Origin of the sequence: Streptomyces sp. NPDC085481, from assembly GCF_044541845.1 — a bacterium.
Taxonomy (GTDB): Bacteria; Actinomycetota; Actinomycetes; order Streptomycetales; family Streptomycetaceae; genus Streptomyces.
Window position 1 is genome coordinate 224,998 of record NZ_JBITTJ010000013.1, and the last position, 23,787, is coordinate 248,784.

Annotated in this window: 20 protein-coding genes and 2 pseudogenes; 8 read left to right on the plus strand and 14 right to left on the minus strand. The window is 73.8% G+C overall.

Annotated elements, in window-relative coordinates; translation table 11 throughout:
• Positions 1-3: 3 nt before the first annotated feature.
• A complete protein-coding gene (locus ACIGEZ_RS26000) occupies positions 4-963 on the minus strand; it encodes an alpha/beta hydrolase (RefSeq protein ID WP_399835132.1) in 960 nt (319 codons plus the stop codon).
• A 143-nt stretch (positions 964-1,106) separates the two neighbouring features.
• On the minus strand, positions 1,107-2,426 hold the full coding sequence (locus tag ACIGEZ_RS26005) for a nucleotide disphospho-sugar-binding domain-containing protein (RefSeq protein WP_399835135.1): 1,320 nt from the start codon (positions 2,424-2,426) through the stop codon (positions 1,107-1,109).
• A 342-nt stretch (positions 2,427-2,768) separates the two neighbouring features.
• On the opposite strand from ACIGEZ_RS26005, the gene ACIGEZ_RS26010 reads away from it, so the two are divergent.
• Positions 2,769-3,620 (plus strand): MBL fold metallo-hydrolase, encoded by an 852-nt coding sequence (locus tag ACIGEZ_RS26010; protein WP_399835138.1) that lies wholly within the window; start codon positions 2,769-2,771, stop codon positions 3,618-3,620.
• A gap of 109 nt (positions 3,621-3,729) precedes the next feature.
• Positions 3,730-4,091, plus strand: a pseudogene (locus ACIGEZ_RS26015) (DNA glycosylase AlkZ-like family protein); the annotation flags it as partial.
• A gap of 251 nt (positions 4,092-4,342) precedes the next feature.
• On the opposite strand, the gene ACIGEZ_RS26020 reads toward ACIGEZ_RS26015, so the two are convergent.
• Positions 4,343-5,545, minus strand: coding sequence for a cytochrome P450 (locus ACIGEZ_RS26020; RefSeq protein WP_399835141.1), 1,203 nt, complete (start codon positions 5,543-5,545; stop codon positions 4,343-4,345).
• A gap of 236 nt (positions 5,546-5,781) precedes the next feature.
• Between ACIGEZ_RS26020 and ACIGEZ_RS26025 the strand changes: the two genes are divergently transcribed.
• Positions 5,782-6,984 carry a cytochrome P450 gene (locus tag ACIGEZ_RS26025; protein WP_399835144.1) on the plus strand — a complete coding sequence of 401 codons (1,203 nt, stop codon included), beginning with the start codon at positions 5,782-5,784 and terminating at the stop codon, positions 6,982-6,984.
• Between the two features lie 14 nt (positions 6,985-6,998).
• On the plus strand, positions 6,999-7,760 hold the full coding sequence (locus ACIGEZ_RS26030) for a class I SAM-dependent methyltransferase (RefSeq protein ID WP_399835147.1): 762 nt from the start codon (positions 6,999-7,001) through the stop codon (positions 7,758-7,760).
• Between the two features lie 95 nt (positions 7,761-7,855).
• Here ACIGEZ_RS26030 and opcA read toward each other — a convergent pair whose 3' ends face one another.
• The 3 genes from opcA to ACIGEZ_RS26045 all read right to left on the minus strand — a co-directional run bounded on the left by opcA (position 7,856) and on the right by ACIGEZ_RS26045 (position 10,377).
• A complete protein-coding gene (gene opcA / locus ACIGEZ_RS26035; protein ID WP_399835151.1) occupies positions 7,856-8,767 on the minus strand; it encodes a glucose-6-phosphate dehydrogenase assembly protein OpcA in 912 nt (303 codons plus the stop codon).
• 103 nt (positions 8,768-8,870) lie between these two features.
• The gene (locus tag ACIGEZ_RS26040; protein ID WP_399835154.1) at positions 8,871-9,800 is read right to left on the minus strand and encodes an NADP-dependent oxidoreductase; all 930 of its coding nucleotides are present in this window, start codon (positions 9,798-9,800) and stop codon (positions 8,871-8,873) included.
• 4 nt (positions 9,801-9,804) lie between these two features.
• Positions 9,805-10,377, minus strand: coding sequence for a DoxX family membrane protein (locus ACIGEZ_RS26045; RefSeq protein WP_399835157.1), 573 nt, complete (start codon positions 10,375-10,377; stop codon positions 9,805-9,807).
• Between the two features lie 259 nt (positions 10,378-10,636).
• Here ACIGEZ_RS26045 and ACIGEZ_RS26050 point away from each other — a divergent pair, with 259 nt between their 5' ends.
• Positions 10,637-11,059, plus strand: coding sequence for a DUF350 domain-containing protein (locus ACIGEZ_RS26050; RefSeq protein WP_399835160.1), 423 nt, complete (start codon positions 10,637-10,639; stop codon positions 11,057-11,059).
• Between the two features lie 21 nt (positions 11,060-11,080).
• Here the strand turns inward: ACIGEZ_RS26050 and ACIGEZ_RS26055 are convergent, their stop codons facing one another.
• Complete coding sequence (locus ACIGEZ_RS26055) at positions 11,081-11,524, minus strand: hypothetical protein (protein ID WP_399835163.1); 444 nt, start codon at positions 11,522-11,524, stop codon at positions 11,081-11,083.
• Entirely contained in the window at positions 11,521-12,957 is a 1,437-nt protein-coding gene (locus ACIGEZ_RS26060; protein WP_399835166.1) for a WGR domain-containing protein, read from the minus strand. The genes ACIGEZ_RS26055 and ACIGEZ_RS26060 overlap by 4 nt, the downstream gene beginning before the upstream one ends.
• A gap of 302 nt (positions 12,958-13,259) precedes the next feature.
• Between ACIGEZ_RS26060 and ACIGEZ_RS26065 the strand changes: the two are divergent.
• Positions 13,260-13,540: pseudogene (locus ACIGEZ_RS26065) on the plus strand (M23 family metallopeptidase); the annotation flags it as partial.
• A 3-nt stretch (positions 13,541-13,543) separates the two neighbouring features.
• Here the strand turns inward: ACIGEZ_RS26065 and ACIGEZ_RS26070 are convergent.
• The 4 genes from ACIGEZ_RS26070 to ACIGEZ_RS26085 all read right to left on the minus strand — a co-directional run bounded on the left by ACIGEZ_RS26070 (position 13,544) and on the right by ACIGEZ_RS26085 (position 18,113).
• Entirely contained in the window at positions 13,544-14,506 is a 963-nt protein-coding gene (locus ACIGEZ_RS26070) for an alpha/beta fold hydrolase (protein WP_399835169.1), read from the minus strand.
• Between the two features lie 16 nt (positions 14,507-14,522).
• Positions 14,523-15,209 carry an ABC transporter ATP-binding protein gene (locus ACIGEZ_RS26075; RefSeq protein ID WP_399835172.1) on the minus strand — a complete coding sequence of 229 codons (687 nt, stop codon included), beginning with the start codon at positions 15,207-15,209 and terminating at the stop codon, positions 14,523-14,525.
• A 36-nt stretch (positions 15,210-15,245) separates the two neighbouring features.
• Complete coding sequence (locus ACIGEZ_RS26080) at positions 15,246-16,736, minus strand: ABC transporter permease (protein ID WP_399835175.1); 1,491 nt, start codon at positions 16,734-16,736, stop codon at positions 15,246-15,248.
• Between the two features lie 198 nt (positions 16,737-16,934).
• Complete coding sequence (locus tag ACIGEZ_RS26085) at positions 16,935-18,113, minus strand: ROK family protein (RefSeq protein ID WP_399835178.1); 1,179 nt, start codon at positions 18,111-18,113, stop codon at positions 16,935-16,937.
• 88 nt (positions 18,114-18,201) lie between these two features.
• Between ACIGEZ_RS26085 and ACIGEZ_RS26090 the strand changes: the two genes are divergently transcribed.
• Positions 18,202-18,765 (plus strand): winged helix-turn-helix transcriptional regulator, encoded by a 564-nt coding sequence (locus ACIGEZ_RS26090; protein ID WP_399835181.1) that lies wholly within the window; start codon positions 18,202-18,204, stop codon positions 18,763-18,765.
• Positions 18,762-19,694 (plus strand): ketopantoate reductase family protein, encoded by a 933-nt coding sequence (locus tag ACIGEZ_RS26095; protein WP_399835184.1) that lies wholly within the window; start codon positions 18,762-18,764, stop codon positions 19,692-19,694. Before ACIGEZ_RS26090 ends, ACIGEZ_RS26095 begins: the two co-directional genes overlap by 4 nt.
• Before the next feature lie 17 nt (positions 19,695-19,711).
• On the opposite strand, the gene ACIGEZ_RS26100 is transcribed toward ACIGEZ_RS26095, so the two are convergent.
• Positions 19,712-20,506 (minus strand): maleylpyruvate isomerase family mycothiol-dependent enzyme, encoded by a 795-nt coding sequence (locus tag ACIGEZ_RS26100; RefSeq protein WP_399835187.1) that lies wholly within the window; start codon positions 20,504-20,506, stop codon positions 19,712-19,714.
• Between the two features lie 209 nt (positions 20,507-20,715).
• Positions 20,716-23,760 carry an alpha-mannosidase gene (locus ACIGEZ_RS26105; protein WP_399835190.1) on the minus strand — a complete coding sequence of 1,015 codons (3,045 nt, stop codon included), beginning with the start codon at positions 23,758-23,760 and terminating at the stop codon, positions 20,716-20,718.
• Positions 23,761-23,787: the final 27 nt, after the last annotated feature.

A 23,787-nucleotide genomic window follows, 5' to 3' on the forward strand; every position in this document is an offset into this window, starting at 1 on the left:
CTCTCAGTGCCCCGCGAGGGAGGTCAGGGCTTCGACGAGGGGCCCGGCGACGGCCGGCTGCGCCAGGTATTTGGCGGCCGGGTGGACCCAGGCGCCGTCCGAGTCGACGCGACGGGACGCGGGGGCCACGGCGGTGGCGTTCGGCCGGACGAAGCTCTCCAGCCGCGGCCGGGCGGCCACGATGTCGTCCCGGTCCCAGAAGTTGAGCCAACGGCCCACCGACGCCGGAGTGGCGAGGGGGTTCGGCCGGACCCGGGGCTGGACGGCGGTGCGGATGCCGAGCGGCGAGCCGAGGGTGATCAGGAGGGGCACGTCGGCGCGCTGCTCGTGCAGGGTCTCCAGGGCGACGACGGTGCCGAGCGAGTGGGCGACGACCACGTTGGGGCCGTCGGGGTCCAGGCAGTCGGCGACGCGGGCCCGGATCCGCTGGTCGAGGGTGGTGGCGCCGTCGGGCTCGGCGCGGTTGAGGTAGCGGGCGACCTGGCCGAGCATGCCGGCCGTGACGCGGGCGCTGAGCCAGCCGCCGGCGGAGCGCACCCCGGGTACGGCGAGCAGGCTGGTGACCGCGTTGACGACGCGCCGCGCGGGCGCGCCGGCGCCCTGCGCTCCGCCGGGCGGGGCGAGCTGGGTACGGGCGTGCCGCAGCGCGCGGGCCTCGGCCGGGGGCAGGCCGGGGTCGGCCAGCCGCTCGTCGACGGCCTCCAGGAGGAGCTCGGCGAGCATCTCGTCGTCGCCGTCCTCCCCCGGAGCGGCGCCGGAGCCCTGGGCGCCGGCGGTACGGAACAGGTCGCCGTAGTAGGCGAAGCGGGCATCGGCGGCCCAGCCGCCGGTAAGGCCCGAGACGTGCGCCGAGTGCCCGGCGGCACCGGCTCCCGCGGCCACGGCCCGCAGCCATTCGTCCAGGTCGGCGACGGCGTCGCGGGGGCCGCCGATGCCGTGGACGAAGACCAGGCGAGGTTTCATGACTCCCCCGTTCGACATGATTCTCTGCGGCGATCCTTGCGGGTGGGGCGGGGAGGGAGCAAACCGTCGTGGGGTCAAGACCAGCTCTCGGCCAACTCCCGGGCGAGCTTGGCGAGATACGTACCGTGGTCGGACGCTCGCGCTCAGCGCGTGTCGGTCCGCCGGACGAGGTCGTCGATGAGGCCGAGGGCGTCGTGGGCGGCGTACTCCTTGGCCAGGTCGGCGGCGCGCGCGCCGTAGGACGGCGTGGACAGGACCCTCTCCACGGCGCCCCGGACGGCCGCCACGGAGGGGTCGGCGGTCCGGAGGTTGATGCCGGTGCCGCTCCACTCGGCCCGGGCGGCGACCTCGGGCTTGTCCTCGGTGTCGCCTGCCACGACGAGCGGGACGCCGTGGGCGAGGGCCGCCTGGGTGCCGCCGTAGCCGCCGTTGGTGACCAGGACGTCGGCGAGCGGGAGGAGTTCGGCGAAGGGGACGTAGCCGGCGATCCTGATGTGCGCGGGCAGGGCGGGAAGTTCGGCGGCGAGGAGCGACGCGGCGTCGTCACGGCCGGTGGCGGCCACGACGAAGACGTCCTCGCGGTCGGCGAGGGCGCGCACGGTGGGGCCGATCAGCCGGTTCGGATCGGTGTTGGCGAGGGTTCCCTGGGTGACCACGACGACCCGCCTGCCCTGGGCGCGGGCCGCCTGGAGCTCCGGCCACCAGGCGGGCGGCTCCTGGCCGGCGGCGGCCGGGATCGGGATCGTGCCGGCGAAGCGGACGGTGCCCGGCAGGTCGCTGCGCGGGTACTCGAAGCCGGGGACCGTCAGCTGGAGGAAGACATCTGCGGCCTCGATCAGGGTGCGTCCGAGCCGGCCTTCGGGCAGCGCCACGCCCGCCGCGCCGAAGCACGCCCTCAGGTGGGCGTCGAGCGGTGCCCGCTGCTCCGCCATGCGGTCCGCCAGCTCCGCGTAGCCGGCGCGCTGCGCCTCGTCGGCGGGCGGGAGCAGGCCGAGCATGTGGGGCGCGGTGTCCCGGCTCTCCACGCCGAGCGGCGAGACGCCCACGCTGAAGGTGGCCGGGCGGCGACCCGGCTCGTCGCTCAGGGACAGGGCGACGCCGCCGAAGAAGAGGTTGTCGTGCAGGACGGCGGTGGCGGGGAACTCGTCCAGCAGGCCTTTCAGGCCCCGGAACTGAGCGGGCGTCGGATCACCGAAGACGTGCCGGACGTCCCACATGATCTGCGCCGGTCCGGCCGGGATCCGCTCACGTTCCGGGAAGCGGGCCGAGAAGTCGCGGTCGTCGTAGTCCGCTTCGGCGGGCAGGGCGCGGAAGGCGGGACCTGCGGCCCGGACCTGGTCGGCGAAGCGTGCGCCACCGAGGAACACCACCTCGTGGCCGAGCCCGGTCAGGTGGCGGGCTATCTGGAGCAGCGGACCGTGGTGGCCGGACACGGGCGTGGCGGCGACGAGAATCCTGGTCATGCGGACGTTCCCCCTGGTGCTGGTCGTGGTGGGACGAGTATCGCCAGGGGGAACGGGCGACGCCTAACCGTGGCCTGTGGGTGGCGCGTCGGCCAAGGCCATGCCCCCGGCCCCGGCCCCAGCCCCAGCCCCAGCCCCAGCCCCAGCCCCAGCCCCAGCCCCAGCCAGGATCCCCCAATCCCGTGCTGACGATGGCCACGGCGAGGCCTGCCGCCACCGACCGCACACCCTCGTCACTCTCCGGAGCCGACCGTCACTGGTTCTGCGTTTGACTACGGCCCGGCACGGGGCTGCACTGGACTCATGGACGCTGCGGCGACTCCGTCCTCTGGGAGAGCAGCGATGACGACCATGGAAAGTTTCAGCCTTCTGCAACCCTACAAGATCGCCGAGGAGACGTTCGTCATCCCGTGGGCTCTTGAGGCCCCACCGGTCGGCCACTTCCCGATGAATTCGATGGTGATCCGGGGAGCCGAACCGGTCCTCGTGGACACCGGGGCGCCCGCGGTGCGCTCGCAGTGGCTGGAGGCGGCCTGGTCCGTCGTGGACCCCCTCGACGTACGGTGGATCTTCCTCACCCACGACGACCGCGACCACGCCGGCAACCTCCTGGCGGTCCTCGCGGAATGCCCGAACGCGACCCTGCTGACGACCTGGTTCTCCATCGGCCGCATGGCCGAGGAGTGGGAGACCCCCATCAACCGGTGCCGCTTCCTGACCGACGGCGACACGATCGACACGGGCGACCGCACCCTGGTCGCCAAGCGGCCGCCCCTGTACGACAACCCCACGACCCGCGCCCTCTTCGACTCGAAGACCAACGTCCTGTGGGCCGTCGACACCTTCGCCACGAACGTGCCGACCCCCATGCCCGAAGTGGCAGCCCTTTCTCCAGACGAGTTCCGCGACGGCCAGTTCTTCGGCGGAAGACTGGTCTCTCCCTGGGTCGCCCTGCTGGACGCCCAGAAGTTCGGGACGGTGGTCACCTCCTTCCAGCAGCTGAACGCCGAGGTCATCGCCGGCTGCCACTGCCCGGTCCTGCGCGGCCCCCGGATCCCCGAGGCCTACGACCTCCTCCGCCGGCTCCCCGGAATCCCACCGTGGACCGAGTTCACCCAGTCCGACCTGGACCAGTGGATGGCGGTTGCCGAGAGTTCGGTTCCACCGGAGCAGCCGCGACCGTCGGGGACGTGACCCACGGGGTGCGGCGGCGCTCGGTCCTGGCGCGCCCGTGGCCGTCGCCGGCGACGGCCGACCGGGGAGATGGCCCGTGTGAGGATGACTGCGCGTGAGCTCAATCGGGCCGCCCTCGGCCGTCAGCTCGCCGCCGCGGCTGATGGCGATGTGGGACAGCGTTCTGCTGGCGTACGCCGATCGCGGCCGGGTGATACCGCCCGGCTACCGGCGCGTGGTGATCCGCAACAACGGCGACGTGCTGCCCACGGTGCTCGTCGACGGCTACGTGGCGGGGTGTGGCGGCCGGCCGAGGGCGGCATCGAGGTCACGGCCTTCCGTGACCTTCCGGAGCCGGTGTGGGAGCAACTCGCCGAGGAGGCAGGGGTGTTGCATGCCGCGCTCGCCGCTCGCGACCTCGCGCTCTACCGGAGGTACGACCACTGGTGGGCCCGGCCGGCCGAGGGGCGGGTCCGGGTGCTGCCGGGGTAGGACGGCAGGGGCGGGCCTCCGGCGGACCGGGCGGGAGGCGCCCACCCGCCTCACCGGAGGACGGCCGGCGGCCCCCGCAGCGCACGCCCGCGCGCGAGGGCCCCGGCTCCGGGGGTGTCACCCCCTGGGCGCGGTGCCCGCATCCGAGGCGGGCACCGCGCCGCTCAGGTTCAGTGCCAGTACTTCATGTCCGTACCTCCTCCCCCGCTGAAGGGCGGGCATTCACGTGGCTCGGGCTCAGTGCCAGTACTTCATGTCCGGTCCTCCTCCCCCGTCGAAGGGCGCAGCGTCACCTCGAAACGGTCGAGGCCGCGGAGGGTGAGGTTGCGCCGGTGGTGTGGTTCCGCGACCGCCCGTGCGCCGGGGTGGTCCGTGGCCAGGGTCCCGAGGACCGATCCGGCGAGCCGGATCGCCATGGACGCGCCCAGGCAGGCGTGGGCCCCGCGGCCGAACCCGAGGTGGGGGTTCGGGGCACGGTCGAGTCGCAGCTCGGTGGGGTGGGCGAAGCGGAGCGGGTCGTGGTTGGCCGCCCCGAGCAGGAGGGTGACGGGGTCGCCCGCCTTGATGGCGACGCCGCCCAGTTCGGTGTCCTCGACGCAGACCCGGGCATCGGCCTGGACGGGCGCGTCGTGGCGGATGAGTTCGTCGACGGCGGTGGCCGGGCCGGCGGCGCGGAAGGCGGCCGGGGCGCCGGGCGTGGTGAGCAGGGCCGCGGCGGCGTTGCCGAGCAGGCGGGAGGCCGACTCGTAGCCGGCGTGGAGGACGGTGCGCAGACTGTTGCGCAGTACGGCCGGGTCGACGCCGCTGCCGCCGGCGTGGGCGGCGACGTAGGCGATGAGGCCGTCCTCGGGCGGGTCGGCGAGCCAGCCGCCGGCGTACTCGGCGAGTTCGGCGCGGGCGGCGACGGCCGGCTCGTGCCGCTCGGGCCACAGGCCCGCGTCCATGCCGTCCACGACGGTGCGGGACATGGGGACGAACCAGGCGAGGTCCGGGGCGGGGACGCCGAGGAAGGCGGTGACGAAGCGCAGGGCGAGCGGTTCGGCGAGCTCGCCGACGAGGTCGAAGGAGGTTCGCGGGGCGAGCTCGGCGAGGAGCTCCTTGACCTGCTGGTCCAGCGCCTCGTGCAGGGCCCGGCGGTCCTGGGCGCGGAAGCCGTCGAGCAACAGGTGCCGGATGGCCGTGTGTTCCGGCGGGTCGAGGGTCTGGACGCTCAGCAGCGGGGCCGGGATGTCCTCGCCCGACCGGCGCCAGTCGGACGCGAAACGGGTGCTGTCGGTGAGGACGGCGAGACAGTCGGCGTGCCGGGTGAGGACCCAGGAGCCGAGGAGTTCATGCCAGAAGACAGGGGTGCTTTCGCGCAACTCGGCATATGCCGGGTAGGGGTTGCGGAGGACCGACGGCCGGGCCAGGTCGAGTATCGGGTCGGCTGCCGCCGCCTGATCCGATCGCTCCACGAAACGTCTCCCCCTGCGCAGAAAGGCCTGGTTGAGGCCGTAAATGCTTCCGGTTGAGCAATGCGGAGGAAACGATTCGCCGGTGGGCGACGCCCTTCCGCGGGCAATTCTCCGTGCCGATGGCCGGTGACGCTACCACGCAACTTCGGTGGCTGGTATGACTACGTGCCACGGATCTTTCCCACGCTCACGGGGAGTAACGGATGTCGGATCAAGGCCAGACGATCGTCCATGACGTGCCGCTCGACGTAGCCCAACAGCCCGATCCCTACCCGCTGTTCGAGCGCATCCGGGAGCACGGCGTCGTCCAGCGGGTTCGGCTGAATCCCACCCTTGAAGTCTGGATGGTCACGGGGTACGACGAGGCGGTGGCCGCGCTCACCGACCCCCGGCTCAGCAGCAGCCCCGCCGGGGTCAGCGGCCTGGCCGAGGAGATGGCGCACCAGGAGCGCACCAACGTCCTGATGGCCAGCATGCTGGTGGCCGACGGCCCGGACCACACCCGGCTGCGCAACCTCGTCTCCAAGGCGTTCACCGCCCGCCGGATCGAGGCGCTGGCCCCGCGCATACAGGCGCTCACGGATGCCCACCTGAACGCCTTCGCCGGCCGCGGAACCGCGGATCTGGTGGCCGAGTTCGCCCTGCCGCTGCCGATGGCGGTGCTCAGCGAACTCATCGGCATCCCCGCCGAGGGGCAGCCTGATTTCGCCAGGCTGGCCGTCGGACTCATCATGCCGCCCAACACCCCGGAACGGCTGGCCAAGGGAGCCAGGGCGCGGGCCGAACTCACCGAGTTCTACGAGCCGTTGATCGCCCAGCGCAGGAAGGAGCCGCGCGACGACCTGCTGAGCGCGCTGTGCGCGGCCCAGGCCGAGGAGCGGATCTCCGACCGCGAGCTGACCGCGATGGCCATCCTGTTGACGCTCGCCGGGCACGAGACCACGGCCGGCCTGATCGCCAACGGCGTGCACGCGCTGCTGCGCCACCCCGAGCAGTTCGCCGCGCTGCGCGACGATCCCTCGCTGCTGCCCGGCGCGATCGAAGAGCTGCTGCGCTACGAGGGGCCGGTCAGCCGCGGTGTCGCCCGGTTCACCGTGGACCCGTACGAGATCGGCGGCGTCACCGTCCCGGCCGGCGAGATGATCATCATCGGGCTCGCCGCGGCCAACCGCGACCCGGCCCGCTACGACCGGCCGGACCTCCTCGACGTGGCCCGCCGCGAGGTGCCGCAGCAGCTCGCCTTCGGACACGGTGTGCACTTCTGTCTCGGTGCGCCGCTGGCCAGGGCCGAGGCGCGGATCGCGCTCGGCACCCTGCTGCGGCGCTTCCCGGACCTGCGGCTGACCGACCCGGACGAGGACCTCACCCGGCGCGAGGGCATCCTGCGCGGCATGGCGACCCTGCCGGTCTCCTTCACGCCGACCGCCCCCGTCGCGTGAGCGGGGCGTCGTCCATGGGCCGTACCGCCGCGTTCGACGCCATCGCCCCCACCTACGACGCCACGCGCGGCGGCACCGCCCGCGCCGCCGCCTTCGCCGAGCAGCTCGCCGCGCTGCTCGACCCGGCCGAGCCTGTCCTCGACATCGGCGTGGGCACCGGGATCGTGGCGGCCGAACTGACCGCCCGCGGCCACCGGGTGTGCGGCATCGACCTGTCCCCCGGCATGCTCGCCCACGCCCGTGCGCGGCTCGGCGCCCGGGTGGCCGCCGGCGACGCGGGCCGGCTGCCGGTGCGTACGGGGTCGGTGGCGCAGGCCGTGTCCACCTGGCTGCTGCACGCCGGGCCGAACCCGCGGGCGGTCTTCGGCGAGGTGGCGCGGGTGCTCCGGCCGGGCGGCCGCTATCTGGTGATCCCCGCCCGCGGCATGCGCCCCGGTGACGACATCGGCCGTGTCGTGGGCGAGTTGGAGGACCGGCTCGACCCGGAGGCCGCCCGGCAGGACGGCCCGCAGGTCCTCGCCCCGATCGCCGCCGCGCACGGCCTGGTCTACGAGGGCACGGCGAGCGAACGGCCCACCGTCTTCCGGGTCTCCCCGGAGCAGATGGCCCGGTCGCTGGCGGGCGGCCGGCTGTTCACCGGGGCCTGGCAGGTGGGCGAGGAGCACCTGGGGCTCGTCGCGGAGGCGTGCGAACGGCTGCGCGCGCTGCCGGATCCGCAGGTGCCCCGGGTACGGGAGATGGCGGACTTCGTGATGGTGTTCCGGCGCACGGAATGAGGCGGGGGCCGTGGGCTCGTGACGAAGCCGTCGGCCCGTGACGAACCCGCGGCGGTGACCGCCGCCCGGACGGCCGGCGGCGGCCGGGCCGCGTCCTACTGGCCGTACCGCAGCGCCGCCGCGTACGCCTCGTCGGGGTCGAGTCGGCGCAGTTCCTCGGCGATGAGTTCGGCGGTGGTCCGGACCTTGAGGGCCATGACGCGGTTCGGCTGGCCCGGGATGGCCAGCCGGGCCACCGGGCCCTCCGGGCGGTCGATGCGGATCTCGCCGGCGGGGGTGCCCATGCGGACGGCGGTGACGACCGGCCCGTCCGTGACCACCCGGTCGACCGGGACGTTCAGGCGGGCGCCGAACCAGCGGGCGAGGAGCTCGGCGCTGGGGTTCTCGGCCTCGCTCTCGACGGCGGCCGACACCACCGTCGTCGGGGCCTGGTCGAGGGCCGCGGCGAGCAGGGAGCGCCAGGGGGTGAGCCGGGTCCAGGCGAGGTCCGTGTCGCCGGGGGCGTACGAGGCGGCACGGGCCGCGAGCGCGGCGATCGGGTCCTCGACGGCGTACGCGTCGGTGATACGGCGCTGGGCGAGAGCGCCCAGCGGGTCGCGGGACGGCACGTCGGGGGCGTCGGCCGGCCACCAGACGACGACGGGCGCGTCCGGCAGGAGCAGCGGCAGGACGACGGACTCGGCGCGGGTGAGGAGTTCGCCCTGGAGGCGCAGCAGCACGGTCTCGCCCGCGCCGGCGTCGGTGCCGACCCGGACCTCGGCGTCCAGACGCGTCTCGTTGCGCCCGCGCGGGGCGCGGGCGCGGCGCTTGATGACGACGAGGGTGCGGGAGGGGTGTTCCTTGGAGGCCTCGTTCGCGGCCTTCACGGAGTCGTAGGCGTTCTCCTCGTCGGTGACGATGACGAGCGTGAGCACCATGCCGACGGCCGGTGTGCCGACGGCGCGGCGGGCCCCGAGGATCGCCTTGTTGATCTTGCTGGAATTGGTGTCCGTGAGATCGATCTTCATGTCCGGCGCCCGTACCTTCCCTCGCGTGCCTGCATGTCGCGGCTCTCCCCCCTGCATCAAGCCCGGATCGGCGCCGGATCTTCCCGGAACACTACCCAGGCGATCAGGCCTCGCCGACCGACAGGATCAGCTTGCCCCGGGTGTGACCCTCGCTGTTGAGACGCCAGGCCTCGGCGGCGTCGCGCAGGGGGAGGACCTTCTCGACGGGGACGGTGAGCCGGCCTTCGTCGGCGAGCTCGGCGAGCGTCGTGAGGCCCGCGCCGTCGGGCCTCACCCACACGAAGTGGCCGCCGAGGGCCGCTGCCCGGTGGTCGGCGACGGAGACGAGCCGTCCGGGCGAGGGCAGCAGTTCCACGGAGACGTCGACGGCCTCGCCGCCGACGAAGTCGAGGGCGGCGTCCACACCCTCGGGGGCGAGCGCCCGTACCCGGTCGGCGAGGCCGGGCCCGTACGCGACGGGTTCCGCGCCGAGTTCGCGCAGGAAGTCGTGGTTGGCGGGGCTCGCGGTGCCGATGACCCGGGCGCCGCGGGCCACGGCGATCTGGGTGGCGAGGGAGCCGACGCCCCCGGCGGCGGCGTGCACGAGCACGGTGTCGCCCGCGCCGACGCCGATCCGGTCGGCGGCCTGCAGCGCGGTGAGCCCGGCGAGCGGCAGTCCCGCGGTCTGCGCCCAGCTCAGGGAGCGGGGTTTGCGGGCGAGCATGAAGACCTGGGCGGCCACCTTCTCCGCGTAACTGCCGTGCTCGGCACTGTCCTTGCGGATGTTGCCGAACACCTCGTCGCCCGGCGCGAATTCGGGCGAGTCCAGGCCGTTGCGTTCGACGACGCCGGCCACGTCCCAGCCGGGGATGAGCGGGAAGTGGGTCACCATCAAGGGGTCGAGCCCGCCGGCGGCGAGTTTCCAGTCCACCGGGTTGATGCCGGCGGCCACCACGCGGATCAGGACCTCGCCGGGGGCGACCTTGGGGTCGGGGAGGTCGACCAGGGTGAGGGTCTCGGGGCCGCCGAACCGCGGCATGGTCATCGCCTTCACGGCGTCACCCCCCGTCTTCCGGAGCGGTCGTGTGCTCGGGTTCGGGCTCCTGGTCCGCGGCCGGCCCGGGCGCGGACACCTCCTGGGCCCGGCGGCCGACGACGGCCGCGGCGGCGAGCGCCGTACCGACGAAGGCCACGGCGACCACCCAGGGCCGGTCGACCACGTGTCCCGAGGCGTGGTCGAGCGAGTAGCGGCCGGCCCCTGCGACGCCGATGGCGGCCGCGGTGAAGCCGAGGAAGGCGGGGTACTCGAAGCCGCCTTCCATGGCGAAGAAGCCGGCCGGTGCGTGCACGGCGACGGCGCCGGCCATGGCGCCCGCCGCCGCCGCGCCGGCCACCGGGGTGGCGAGGCCCAGGGCGAGCAGGGCGCCGCCGCCCGCCTCTCCGAGCCCGGCGGCGACGGCGCTCTCCCGGCCGGGCCGGAAGCCCATCGCCTCCATCGCCTTGGTGGTGCCCTCGATGCCGCCGCCACCGAACCAGCCGAAGAGCTTCTGGGCCCCGTGCGCGACGAGTACGGCGCCGGTGCCGACCCGCAGGACGAGCAGTCCGAGGTCGCGGCGGTTGAGAGCGGTCATGGGGTCTCCCGGTGCGTGACACGGGCGCGGCGGGTGCGCGCGCCCTCCACAGGCGCTCCCCACTCTGCTCCGTACGGCGCCGTAACCCTCTGCGTTACTCGTCCATACAGGTCATCCTTCGCGGCGCTCGCCGGGTGTCGATCGAGCGGTCAAGGCGCCCGGGAGCCCGCCCCGCCGGGGCCGTGGGGCCCTGCGCTACATTTTGCCGGTCCTTGACCGCGATCGTTCACGATCACTTCCTTCCGGAGCCGGCATTCTCATGACCGACATCGTCAACGGCCTCGGCCGGGCCTCGGCGTACGGCGCCCTGGGCGTCGTCCTGCTGATCCTCGGCATCTTCCTGGTGGACCTGCTGACGCCCGGCAAGCTCGGCCGGCAGATCTGGGAGGACCGCAACCGCAACGCCGCGATCCTGCTGACCTCGGCCCTGCTGGGCATAGGCGGCATCGTCTTCACCTCGATCTGGACGACGTACGAGGACTTCGCCAAGGGCCTCGCCTCCACCGCCGCGTTCGGCCTGCTCGGCCTGGTGATGATGGCGCTGGCCTTCCTCGTCGTGGACCTGGTCACCCCGGGCAAGCTGGGCGCCACCCTGGTCGACCCGGAACCGCACCCCGCGGTCTGGGTGACGGCCGCCTGCAACATCGCGGTCTCGGCGGTCGTCTCCGCGTCCATCGCCTGACCGGTGCGGGCCGGGCAGCGCTTAGGGGGCAGGCTCCACCTCCAGGAAGCGGCGGCCGCGGGGGCCCCGGTAGAGGAGGGCGTCCCAGCCGAGGCGCTCCAGGACGGTGGCGCAGGCCGTGAGGGCGGGTTCTTCCTGGTGGGCTGCGCCCGCGCCGGGAGGCCCCAGCCATTCCACTACGGCGGTGCCGGGGCGGTCGCCTGCCAGGACGCGGTAGCCGGTGGCCGTGCGGGTGCCCGAGTCGTTCACTGCCGAAGGGGGCTGTCCGGCCGCCTCCAGGGCGAGGGCCACCGCCCGTACCGGCTGCCTGCGCTCCCATGCGGCGGGACGGGTGGCCTGACCGTCGGTCAGACGCCGGATCTGGAGCAGGCCTTCGAACGCGGCCCGCACCTCGCGCGGGCGCTGTCCGGTCTCCGCCGCGGGCAGCTCCGGGCCGTCCCCCGTGGCCGCCTCGAAGGTGCTCACAGCAGGCGCCGGATGTCGCCGCGGACCCGGTAGAAGCCGCCCGAGGCCGCGTGCAGGGCGTCGACGACGTAACGGGCCCCCGGCTCGCGGATGGCCCGCGGGAACTGCACGTTCCAGCCGGGCTCGTACCCCTCCGTCACCACGTGGACGCGCACCCTGCCGGCCTCCTGCACGCACTCGACGACGACCGTGCCCGCGGGCGCGGTGCTGACGGCGGTGACGGCCGCGACGGTGGTCGCCGGCGCGTACGTGGGCAGCGCCTCGGCGAGCTTGATGTCCTGGGCGACCGGGACGGTGCCCCGCTGGGCCGCGGCGATGGCCGCCTCGCTCGCGTCCACGCAGACGAGCGAGCCGTCCGTGGTCACCAGGTAGAGCCGCTCGTCGCGGTACTGCATGGACAGCGCCGAACCGCCGCCGGTGCCCAGCTTCCACAGCCGGGTGCCGTCCTCGGCGAAGCAGTACACCGAGGAGGCGTTGTCACCGGCGAAGACGAAGCGACCGCCGGGCGAGGTGGCACACGAGTACACCGCGCTGTCGCACCCGTACACCGCCTCGGTCCTGCCGTCCTTCTTGGCGAGCCGGTGCACCTTGCGGCGTGCGGTGCCCGCGTAGACGGAGCCGTCCTCCTGCCAGCCGAAGAGCACGCCGCCCTCGGCGCTGGTGTGCCAGAGCTCGCCGCCACCGTCGGGGGCGTACGCCGTGACGCCCCGGCTGTCGCCGTGGTACACGGCGTGGGCGTCGGCGCGGACCATCCACGCGTGCTCGCCGCGGCCGCCGCGCGACCACTGGTGCTCGTCCTCGTGGTCGATGACGGTCAGCCGGCCGGAGCGGTCGGCCACGTTCAGCACGCCCTCGTGGATGTCGAGCCAGAAGATGTCGACGTCGACGGCGATGTCGTAGGCGGCGAAGGGCAGCTTGGACGACAGGTCGTAGACCCGGCCGTCGTCGCAGCCCGCGTAGATCCAGAAGTCGTCGGCGACCAGGCACTTGACGCCGTCGGGCAGGCTGAAACGGGCCTGGACCTCGCCGGTGTGGCTGAGCGTGAAGACCTCGCCCGCCTGGTTGCCGACCCAGCAGCGCTCGTCGTCGACGTGGATCCCGAAGGCCGCGGAACCGGTGCGGAAGCGCCACAGGACGGGGGCGACCGCGCGGGCCGTGGAGGGCGCGGAGCCGACCGCGCGGCGGGTCACGGCGCGGGCCGCGCGCTGCCCCCGGACGGCCGGCGCGTAGCCCTTGCGGGTCTTCTCCCCTATCTTCTTCGCCGCCGCTGCCCGGGCCTTCTCAGCCGTCGGGAACGTCGAGGTCTGTGTCTGCCCGGCCGCACCGATCCGTCCGTAACGGACCGACACCACCGTGGCGTCGACCGTCACTTCGTAGAACTTGTGCGCACCGCCGTCGTCCTGCGACAGCTCCAGATAGGTCGTGGTCGTCATGTCGAAAACGGTAGGGGCACCCACTGACAACGCCGCCGCGCAGCGGGACCAAAAACCGCACCATTCGGGACCTTCGGCGTGGCCTTGCGAACGGTCACGCCTGTGACGATGGTCCCCCGAGATCATCCGACACGTCGTCACCTCGCCGGGGTGACGGCCGGAAGGGCCCCATGAGCGAGCCACAGAAGCGGCCCCTGCGCGTGCGACGCCAAGCCGACGGCATACCGATGGACGACCTGTCCTCGCCGGCCTTACCGCGCTCGGCGCCGCCGCGGCGCTGTTGTGGCGGGCCCGGCCGCTGCGCGGTCGGGCCCGGCCGGGTCGTGCGCGCCGGCTACAACCGGAGCTACGGCAACGAGGTCGTGATCCGGCACGGCGACGGCCGCTACACGCAGTACGCCCACCTCTCCCGCATCGCGTCTCGGCGGGCCAGAGCGTGTCGGGCGGTCAGCGCATCGCCCGGTCGGGTGCGACGGGCCGGGTGACGGGCCCTCACCTGCACTTCGAGGTGCGGACCACGCCGTACTTCGGCTCGGACGTCGACCCGCTCGGGTATCTGCGGCGGCACGGCGTCCGGGTGTGACGGTCAGCCCGCCACGCGCTCGATCCAGGCCGCGAGGTCGGCGAAGACCTCCTCCCGGTTGGTCTCGTTGAGGACCTCGTGGCGGGCGCCCTCGTAGCTGCGGTACGTGATGTCCGTCAGGCCCGCCTCGCGGTAGCGGGAGACCAGCAGGTCGGAGAGGGCGAGCCGGCCGTTGAGCGGGTCGTGGTCGCCGACGAGGACGCACAGTGGCAGGGCGTCCGGTATGCCCTGGGGGGCGGCCAGCCGCGCGGCGGCGGCGCCCATGTCGGCCATGCCCTGGTCGTCGGCCGTGAAGCCGCAGAGCGGGTCGGCGAGGTAGGCGTCGACCTGGGCCTCGTCGCGGCTGAGCCAGTCGGCCTCGGTGCGGGCCGGCGCGAACGCGGCGTTGAAGGCGTCGAACGCGGTGCCGCCCTCGATGCCCGCCTCCCGGGCCTGCTGTGCGGCTTCCAGGAGCGCGACGAGGAGCCGGTCGACGGCGGTGGTGCCGGAGAGGGCGACCCCGTCGACGAGTCCCGCGTGGTCGAGGAGGTACTGCTGGGCGGCGAAGGAGCCCATGCTGTGGCCGACGAGGACCACCGGGAGGCCGGGGTGGTTGTCGCGGGCGATGCGGGTGAGGGCGGCGAGGTCGGCGACGAGGAGGTTCCAGCCGTCGGCGCCGAAGTGGCCGGGGCCGGCGTGCATGGACAGGCCGTGGCCGCGGTGGTCGGCGGCGTAGACGGCGAAGCCGAGGCCGATGAGGTGCTCGGCGAGCGGGGCGTAGCGGCCGGCGTGCTCGCCCATGCCGTGCGCGATCTGCACCACGCCCCGGACGGGGCCGGCCGGCCGCCACTCGTGGACGTGGATCTCGACGCCGTCCTCGGAGGTGAAGGTGAACATGCGCGACTGCTCCCGCTGTCCGGCCCTCGGTCCCGGCCCGGGGGCGACGCCGTCACCGTAGGGGTGTTCGGCGAGGCCGAGCACCCCCACGGCGGGGTGATCCGGGTCACCCCGTCGCGGCGTTCTCCTTGAGGGAGATCCGGCCCTTGCGGAGGGTGGCGAGGCGCGGGGCGCGGCGGGCGATGGCGCTGTCGTGGGTGACCATCACGAAGGTCAGGCCGTGTTCCTTCCAGAGCCCTTCGAGCAGTTCGACGATCTCGTCGCGCATCGACTCGTCGAGGTTGCCGGTGGGTTCGTCGGCGAGCAGCACCTTGGGCCGCTTGACGAGCGCGCGGGCGATGGCGACGCGCTGCTGCTGGCCGCCGGAGAGCTCGGACGGCAGGTGGCCGACGCGCTCGCCGAGGCCGACCGAGTCCAGGGCCTCGGACGCCCGCAGACGGCGTTCGGCGGACTTGACGCCGAGCGGGACGAGCGCGGTCTCCACGTTCTCCTGCGCTGTGAGGGTGGGGATGAGGTTGAAGCTCTGGAAGACGAATCCGATGTTCTGGCTGCGGACGGTGGTCAGCCGGCTCTCCGGGAGCGTGGCGAGATCGATGCCGTCGAGCAGGATGCTGCCGGAGGTGGGGCGGTCGAGGCCGCCGAGCATCTGCAGCAGGGTGGACTTGCCGCCGCCCGTGGGGCCCTGGATGACCAGGCGGTCGCCCTCGCTGATGGTGAGGTCGATGCCGGCGAGGGCGTCGACTCTCTCCTGGCCGCGGCGGTACTGCTTGGTGACGCCGGTGAGTTCGTACATCTTGCGCTCCTGCGGTACGGGAAGGGGTTCGGGCTGCTACTCGACGCGACGCAGCGCGTCGGCGGGGCGCAGCCTGGAGGCGCGCCAGGCGCCGAACGCGCCGGCGACGAGGCCGCCGCCGAGGGCGAGGACGACGGCGAGGCCGACGGTGGTGAGGCTGACCGGGGCGGTCAGGGCGATGTCGAGGCTCTTGCCGAGGCCGGCGGTGGCGCCGGGTCCGCCGCCCACGAGCATCCGGCCGCCGGCCCCGCCGCCGGGGCCGCCGAGACCGCCCGCGGACGCGCCGAGTTCGGCGGTGAGGGTGGGGCTGACGGCGGTGACGAGGTAGGCGCCGCCGAGGCCGACCGCGATGCCGAGGACACCGCCGATGAGACCGTTGACGAGGGCCTCGCCGACGACCTGCCGGGTGACCCGGCCGCTCTTCCAGCCCAGCGCCTTGAGCGTGCCGAACTCGCGGACGCGGCGGCTGACGGCGGATGAGGTGAGCAGCCCTGCGACGAGGACTGCGGCGAGCAGCACGGCGTACGAGAGCCAGGTGCCGACGGTGGTGGCGAGGCCGGAGGCGGTGTCGAGGGAGCCGGAGACCGTCTTGGCGAGGTCGGCGGAGGTGGTGACGGTGGTGCCGGTGACGTTCTTCTGGATGGCGCCCTTGACGGCGTCGATCTTCGTGGAGTCGGCGGCCTTCACATAGACCGTGGTGACCTTGCCCTTGGAGTCGGAGAGCGTCTGGGCCTGCTTCAGCGGGAGGTAGACCTGGGCGGCCGCCTGGCCGCTGTCGGCGGTCGCGATGCCGATGATCTGGAAGGCCACGGCCTTGACGGTGAGCGTCTTGCCGACGGCGAGCCCTTCCTGCTGGGCGTAGGAGCTGTCGACGACGGCGACCTTGGCGTCGGTCTCGGTGGTCTGGAAGGTGCGGCCGGTGGTGACGGTGGAGGTCGTGAGGGGGCCGAGGCCGGGGGCGGTGACGTCGGTGCCGTAGATCGTGAAGGAGTCGACGTCGAAGGCCGCCCCGCCGCCGGTGACGGTGTCGCCGGGCCCGGAACCGGAGCCCGGCCCCGTACCGCCGCCGGGGCCGCCGCCCTGGCCCGCGCCGGTCTGGCCGCGCTGGATCTGGCCGCGCTTGAACTCGCCGTTGATCTTGAGGTTGACGAGGCTGAGGCCGCCGACGGCCTGGGCGACGCCGTCCTGCCGGGCGACGGTGCCGACGGTGGAGTCGGCGAGGGTCTGGAAGCCCTGCACCATCAGCCGGTCGCTGCTCTGCTCCGCACCGTCGTCCCGCCCGTCGAACCGGAACCGGGGTCGCTGCGCCTGCTCCCCCGCCTTGGGCTGCTCCTGCGCCTTGGTGACCGTGAGGTCCGTACCGAGTCCGTAGAGGGATTGGAGGACCTTGTCCTGTGCCTGCTTCATCCCGGACGAGACGGAGCTGACGACGATGACCAGCGCGATGCCGAGCGCGAGCCCGGAGGCGACGACGAGCGCCGCCTTTCTGCGACGGCGCAGCTCGCGCCGGAGGTAGGTGAAGAACATGACGGCGAAGCTAGGAGCGGCTGGTGATGGCCGGATAAGGCGCGGGTGAGAGTGCGATGAGAGTGGCCGGTTCCGATCGGTCATCCCTCTCGGCCGCCGTACGCCGCCGGGTCGGTCGCCTTACGACGAGGAGCCAGCCGCGTACGACGAGAAGCCAGCCGCCGTACGACGAGGAGTCAGCCGCCGTAGGCAGCAGGGTCAACCTCCGTACGCCAGCGGGTCGGCCAGGATCTCGCGCAGGACGAGGGCGGCGGCGCCGCGGGCGGTGGTGGCCGTGGTCGAGGCGGGGCGCAGGCGTGGCGTGAGGCCGGACAGGACGCGCCGGTCGAGTTCGGCCTCGGCGGCGGGCGCCAGCCAGGGCATCAGGCGCGGGTAGATGCCGCCGACGACGACCGCCTCGGTGTCGAGCAGGTTCACGGCGCCGGACAGGGCGACGCCGAGCATGCGGCCCGCCTCGGCGAGGGCGGTGAGCGTACGGGGTTCGGCGGCCTTGGCGCGGCGGGCGAGGGTGTCGAGGCTGCGGGTTCCGGCGGCGCGCAGGAGGGCCGACTGGCCCGCGTACTGTTCGAGGCAGCCGCGGGAGCCGCAGCGGCACGGCGGGCCGTCCGGGGTGACGGGCAGGTGGCCGATCTCGCCGGCGAAGCCGTGGGCGCCGCGCAGGAGTTCGCCGTCCAGGACGATCGCGCCGCCGACGCCGATCTCGCCCGTGACGTAGAGGAAGGTGCGCAGCTCGCCGAGGGAGCCGAACCACAGCTCGGCGAGGGCCGCGACATTGGCCTCGTTGTCGGAGGCTACGGGCAGGTCGCGGGCCAGGGCCGCGGCGAAGAGGGCGTCCGCTTCGACGTGGTTCCAGCCGAGGTTGGGGGCCTGGCGGACGGTGCCGCCGGAGACGAGGCCGGGCAGCGCGAGCCGTACGCCGGTGGGCCGCAGGTCAAGGCGTGCCGCCTCCGTCAGGACCTCGGCGGTGATGCGGGCGGCCCGCCGGAGCACCTCGGGGGCGCCGGGGGTGCGGTTGTCGAGCGGTTCCGTGCGCCGTACCCGGTCGGATCCGGCGAGGTCGGCGACGCACACGCTCACGTAGTCGACGTTGATCTCGACACCGAGGCCCGCCGGCCCGGTGGCCGCGGGTTTGAGGACGGTGCCGGGGCGGCCCGCCTGGCCGCTGAAGGTCTTGCCGGACTCGACGAGCAACCCGAGCTCCAGGAGCTGTTCGACCAGCGAGGAGACGGCGGCGCGGGTGAGTCCGACGCGGGCCGCGACGGCCGCCCGGGTCGTCTCGCCGGCCTCGTGCACGGTGCGCAGGACGAGGCTCAGGTTGTGCCGGCGTACGCCCGCCTTGTCGGCCTTGGGCTCCGAGGGGTGGTGGGGGTTGTTCATCGTGCGCCGAGCCTAACCGCCGGGCGGCCGAACAGCCCGTACCGCCTGAACAGTTCAGTCACCGAACTCTTTGCGCTAGGGTCTGTCCATGACACTTCCGCGTGACTACCGCGGGCAGACCTGTGCCCTCGCGCGCTCGATGGAGATCATCGGCGAGCGCTGGACGCTGCTGATCGTGCGGGACGCCTTCTACGGAGTGCGCCGCTTCGGCGAGTTCGCCGCGCACCTGTCCGTCCCACGCGCCGTCCTCACCGACCGGCTGGCCACGCTCACCGCGGCCGGGGTGCTCGAACGCCGCCCGGACACCGGGCGCCGCGAGGTCTACGTGCTCACCGCCAAGGGCGTCGCCCTCTGGCCCGCCGTGCGCGCCCTCACCTCCTGGGGCGATCACTTCTACGCGGCCGACGGCGGCCCGCGCCGCGTGTTCCGGCACGTCGGCGACGAGGCCCCGGTCGCCGAGGACGGCCGCTGCACCGGCTGCGGGGCCGCCGTGCCGGTCGCGGACCTGCTCGTCACCCCGGGCCCCGGGCTCGGCCCCGCCGGGCCGGACGCCGATCCGGTGACCGCGGCACTCGCCGCGCCGCACCGGCTGCTCACCCCGCTGCTCACGCACTCCGCCAAGAACACCCCCACGAGAGGTTCACAGCGATGAAGATCCTGGTCGTCGGCGCCGGCGCCACCGGTGGTTACCTCGGGGCCATGCTGGCCCGCTCCGGACAGGACGTCACCTTCCTCGTCCGGCCCGGCCGTGCCGCCGCCCTGCGCGAGCGGGGCCTGCGGGTCGTGGGCCGCGGCGAGGAGTGGCGGCTCGACCCCGTCCTGGTCACGGCGGAGCAGCTGGCCGCCGCGCCCGCCCCGTACGACCTGGTGCTGCTCTCGGTGAAGTCCACCGCGCTCGGGCCGGCGATGGACGACCTCGCGCCGGCCGTCGGGCCGGACACGGCCATCGTGCCGCTGCTCAACGGCCTCGCCCACATCGACGCGCTCGGCGCCCGGTTCGGCGCGGACCGGGTGCTCGGCGGCGTCGCGAAGGTGGTCACGACCCTCGACGGCAACGGCGACGTGCTGCGCCTCGCCCCGCTCGCCCACCTGGCCTTCGGCGAGCAGGACGGCACGCTCTCGCCCCGCGTGCAGCGGATCCGGGAGGCGCTGACGAAGGCGGGCATCGACGCGCCGGTGCCCGTGGACGTCCGCACCGCGATGTGGCACAAGTGGGTCTTCATCACCACCTTCGGCGCCGTGACCAGCCTGATGCGCGGCACGGTCGGCGAGATCAACGCCGTCCCGGGCGGCACGGCCCTCGGCACGGCCCTGCTCGACGAGATCGCCGCGGTGTCGGCCGCCGCCGGTCACCCCGTACCGGAGGCGGAGCGGCGGGCGACCCTGGACGTGGTGACGGCGACGGGGTCTTCCCTCGTCCCCTCGCTCTACCGGGACCTCGCGGCCGGCCGGCCCACCGAGGCGGAGCACCTCTTCGGCGATCTGGCCGACCGGGCCCGCGCGCTGGGCGTGGCCACGCCGCTGCTCGACCTGGCGACCCTGCACCTGAGGGTGCACGAGGCGCGGCTGGCGGCGCGGTAGCCGGGTACCGGGAAGGCTCAGGGAGCGACGAAGAGCCCCGGGAAGCGGGGGCCGAGCCAGGGCCTGCGGCCCCACGCGAGGGCGCGGCCGGTCGCCATCACGGGGCGCGGGTCGATCCGGCCGAGGGCCATGAGCAGGAACGCGACGGGCTCGGTCAGGACGGTGCAGTCGGGGCGGTCCAGGGGCCCGTTCGTGGTCGTGACCGCGCCGTCCTCGATGATCACGCCGAACCCTGCGCCGCCCCACAGCCGTACGCGGTAGCGGGCGCTGAGCCCGTCGACGGCGGCGGGAACGGCCACCCGGGGCATGGCGGCGACCATGAACGGCAGGGACAGTCCGACCCGGGTGCGGTCGAGCATGTGCGGGCGGCCGAGGGCACGCGCGAGGTCGTAGCCGTGGCCGAGCATGTGGGTCAGGAGGTACGAGCCGAGGGTGGCCGGGTCGTACGGGCCCATCGGGGTCTCCACGACCTCCTCGGGCGCGCGCTCCTCGACGGCGTCGAGGAAGGCGAGGGCCTGGTCGAGGATCAGGTCGGCGAGCGGCCCCGCGGCCCGCTCGGGGAAGGCCGCCAGGGCCTCCTCGTTCGCGGCCGCCAGGCTCTGCGGGCTGCCGTCGCCGTACGGGCGGGGCCGGCCGGCGGCGAGGTCGGCCATCAGCTCGTTGGCCTGGCCGAGGTGGGCCGCGGCCTCGCCGACGGTCCAGGTGGAGCGGGGTACGGGCAGCCCGGTGTCGGGGGCGCCGCGCAGCACATCGGCGATGTCCTGCGCGGTGTCGCGTATCGCCGCGCCGAGCCCCTCCGGCAGTACTCCCATGTCTCTCCCACCTCGCGCCCCGACGGATCAGGGCGCAAGAGTAGGGGGTGGACCCCGCCCGTGCCCAGGGCTCGCCCGTCACGGGATCCGGCGCGGATCCGACCCGGATCGAGTCCAGGTCGGACCCGGCTCAGACCCGGCCCAGGCCCGGGTCGGGGACCCGGCTCAGGCCCCGCTCAGGCCCGGCTCCGGCCCGGCCCAGGCCCGGCTCAGGCTCGGCTCAGCCGCAGCGTGAGCAGCTGGAACGGGCGCAGCTCGATCATCACCTCGTCGCCCTCCACCCGTACCTCCTCCCCTTCCCGGGGCCGCTCCAGGAGGTCGCAGACCCGGGCGCCGGCCAGGGCGAAGCCGGCCGACAGCCGGGTGCGGGCGCGCCCGCCCCGCGATTCGTAGATCCTGACCACCACGTCGCCGCTGCGGTCGTCGGCCAGTTTGACCGCGCTGACGACGACCTCCTCGTCGCCCACCGTCGCCAGCGGTGCGACGTCGGCGTCGCCCGGCACCCGCCGCTCGGGCAGGTTGATCGCGTAGCCCTCGCGGACGGCGTCGCCGATGCCGGCGCCCGGGACGAGGGCGTGCCGGAAGCGGTGCACGCCCTGGTCGGTCTGCGGGTCGGGGAAGCGCGGGGCGCGCAGCAGGGAGACCCGTACGGTGGTCGTGGTGCCGCGGTCGGCGGGCCGTACGGTACGGGTGACGTCGTGGCCGTACGTCGAAGCGGTGACGAGGGCGACGCCCCAGCCGGGCTCCTCGAAGTGGACGAACTTGTGGTTGCAGGCCTCGAACTTGGCCGCCTCCCAGCTGGTGTTGGTGTGGGTCGGGCGGTGCAGATGGCCGAACTGGGTCTCCGCCGCGTACCGGTCGGTGTGCAGGTCGAGCGGGTAGGCGGCCTTCAGGAACTTCTCGGTCTCGTGCCAGTCCACCTCGGTGTCGAGGTCGAGGCGCTTGGCGCCGGCGGTCAGGGTGAGGGTCTGGACGGCCCGGGAGGAGCCGAAGGACCGGGTCACGCGGACGGCGGCCGTCTCCGGGGTGTCGGCGGCGATGGTCAGTTCGTCGAGCCCGGTCAGGTCGGTCACGGTGTTGCGGTAGAAGCGGTCGACGTCCCAGGCGTCCCACATGTTCGGGAAGTCGGGGTGGAGCTGGAGGAGGTTCGCGGCCGCGCCGGGGGCGATGGTCTCGCGTCCCGTGTCGAGGTCGACGGCGGAGACGACGAGTCCGGCGCCGTCCACGGCGACCCGGAGCAGGCCGTTGTCGAGGACGAAACCGCCCTCGGTGCGGGGCCCGACGGTACAGCGGCCGGGGGCGGCGGACAGGGCGGGGGCGCGGCGGGCGCCGCCCGCGGGGACGCCGGCACGCGGGTGCGGGGCACTGTTGAAGACCACGTCGGTGCCGGTGTCCGCGGCCGGGCCGGCCAGGGCGCGCTGGGCCCGGTCGACGATCGCGGTCAGTTCCCCGGCGACGGCGGCGTAGGTGCGTTCCGCCTCGCGGTGCACCCAGGCGATGGAGGAGCCGGGCAGGATGTCGTGGAACTGGTGCAGCAGCACCGTCTTCCAGATGCGGTCCAACTCCTCGTATGCGTAAGGGAGTCCGGCGCGTACGGCGGCGGTGGCGGCCCACAGCTCGGCCTCCCGGAGCAGGTTCTCGCTCGCCCGGTTGCCCTGCTTGGTCCGCGCCTGACTGGTGAGGGTCGCCCGGTGCAGCTCCAGGTACAACTCACCGACCCACACCGGTGGTTCCGGGTACTCGGCCTGGGCCTTGGCGAAGAACTCGGCGGGCCGCTCCCAGGCGACGCGGGCCGAACCCTCCAGGTCGCGCAGCCGGGCGGCCTTCGCGATCATCTCCCGGGTGGTGCCGCCGCCTCCGTCACCCCAGCCGGTGGGGGCGATGGAGTGCCGGGCGCGGCCCTTGTCCTTGAAGTTCCGTACGGCGTGGGCGATCTCCTTGCCCTGCATGGAGCAGTTGTACGTGTCGACCGGCGGGAAGTGGGTGAAGATCCGGGTGCCGTCGATGCCCTCCCACCAGAAGGTGTGGTGCGGGAAGGAGTTGACCTGGCTCCAGGAGATCTTCTGGGTCAGCAGCCACTTCGAGCCGGCCTCCTTGATGATCTGCGGGAGTCCGCCGGCGAAGCCGAAGGTGTCGGGCAGCCAGGCCTCCTGGTTCTCGACGCCGAACTCGTCCATGAAGAAGCGCTTGCCGTGGACGAACTGACGGGCCATCGCCTCGGAGGAGGGCATGTTGGTGTCGGACTCGACCCACATGCCGCCGGCCGGGACGAACCGGCCCTCGGCGACCGCCTTCTTGACCCGGGCGTACACCTCGGGCCGGTGCTCCTTGATCCACGCGTACTGCTGGGCCTGCGACATCGTGTAGACGAAGTCGGGCTCGTCCTCCAGGAGCGCGGTCATGTTGGCGGTGGTCCGCGCGACCTTGCGTACCGTCTCCCGCAGCGGCCACAGCCAGGCCGAGTCGATGTGGGCGTGGCCGACGGCGCTGATGCGGTGGGCGGAGGGTTCGGCGGGCGAGGCGAGGACGGCGGTGAGCTCCGCGCGGGCCGCGGCGGCGGTCGCGTTCACGTCCTGGAGGTCGATCGCGTCGAGGGCCCGCTCGACGGCGCGCAGGATGTCCCAGCGGCGGGCTCCCTCGACGGGCAGTTCGGCCATGAGCTCGCCGAGCACCTCCAGGTCGACGACGAGCTGCCAGACGGTCTCGTCGAAGACGGCGAGGTCCATCCGGGCGAGCCGGTACTGCGGCCGGTCGCCGGCGGTGTCCTTGTCGCCGAGCTCGGTGGGCAGGAAGGGGTGGTAGTCGAGGATGACCGGGTTGGAAGCGGCCTCGACGTGCAGCAGCACCTCCTCGCCGCCGGCCGCGGGGGCCGCGATCCGCACCCACTGGTTGCGCGGGTTCAGGCCCTTCACCGGGGTGCCGTCGGAGCGGTAGACCAGGCCCTCGCACTGGAAGCCGGGCATGTTGGCGTCGAAGCCGAGGTCGAGGAGCGCCTCGACGGTGCGGCCGGCCCACTCCTCGGGCACCGTGCCGGAGACGGTGAGCCAGCTCGTACCCCAGGGGGCGCCCCAGGCGTCGCCGACGGCGATCGGGCTCCGGGGGGCGGCCAGGCCCTCGGCGACCGGGACGGGTTCGCCGGGCGCGGTCCAGATGCCCACCTGGAGGGGGACGGAGTCGGGGTACACGGCGGGGCGGATGCGTTCGTCGAGGACGCGCTTGAGCCGGGACTCGACGAGGCTGCGGTCGTCATGCATGCGGAACACTCCGGAGGACGGGAGGTA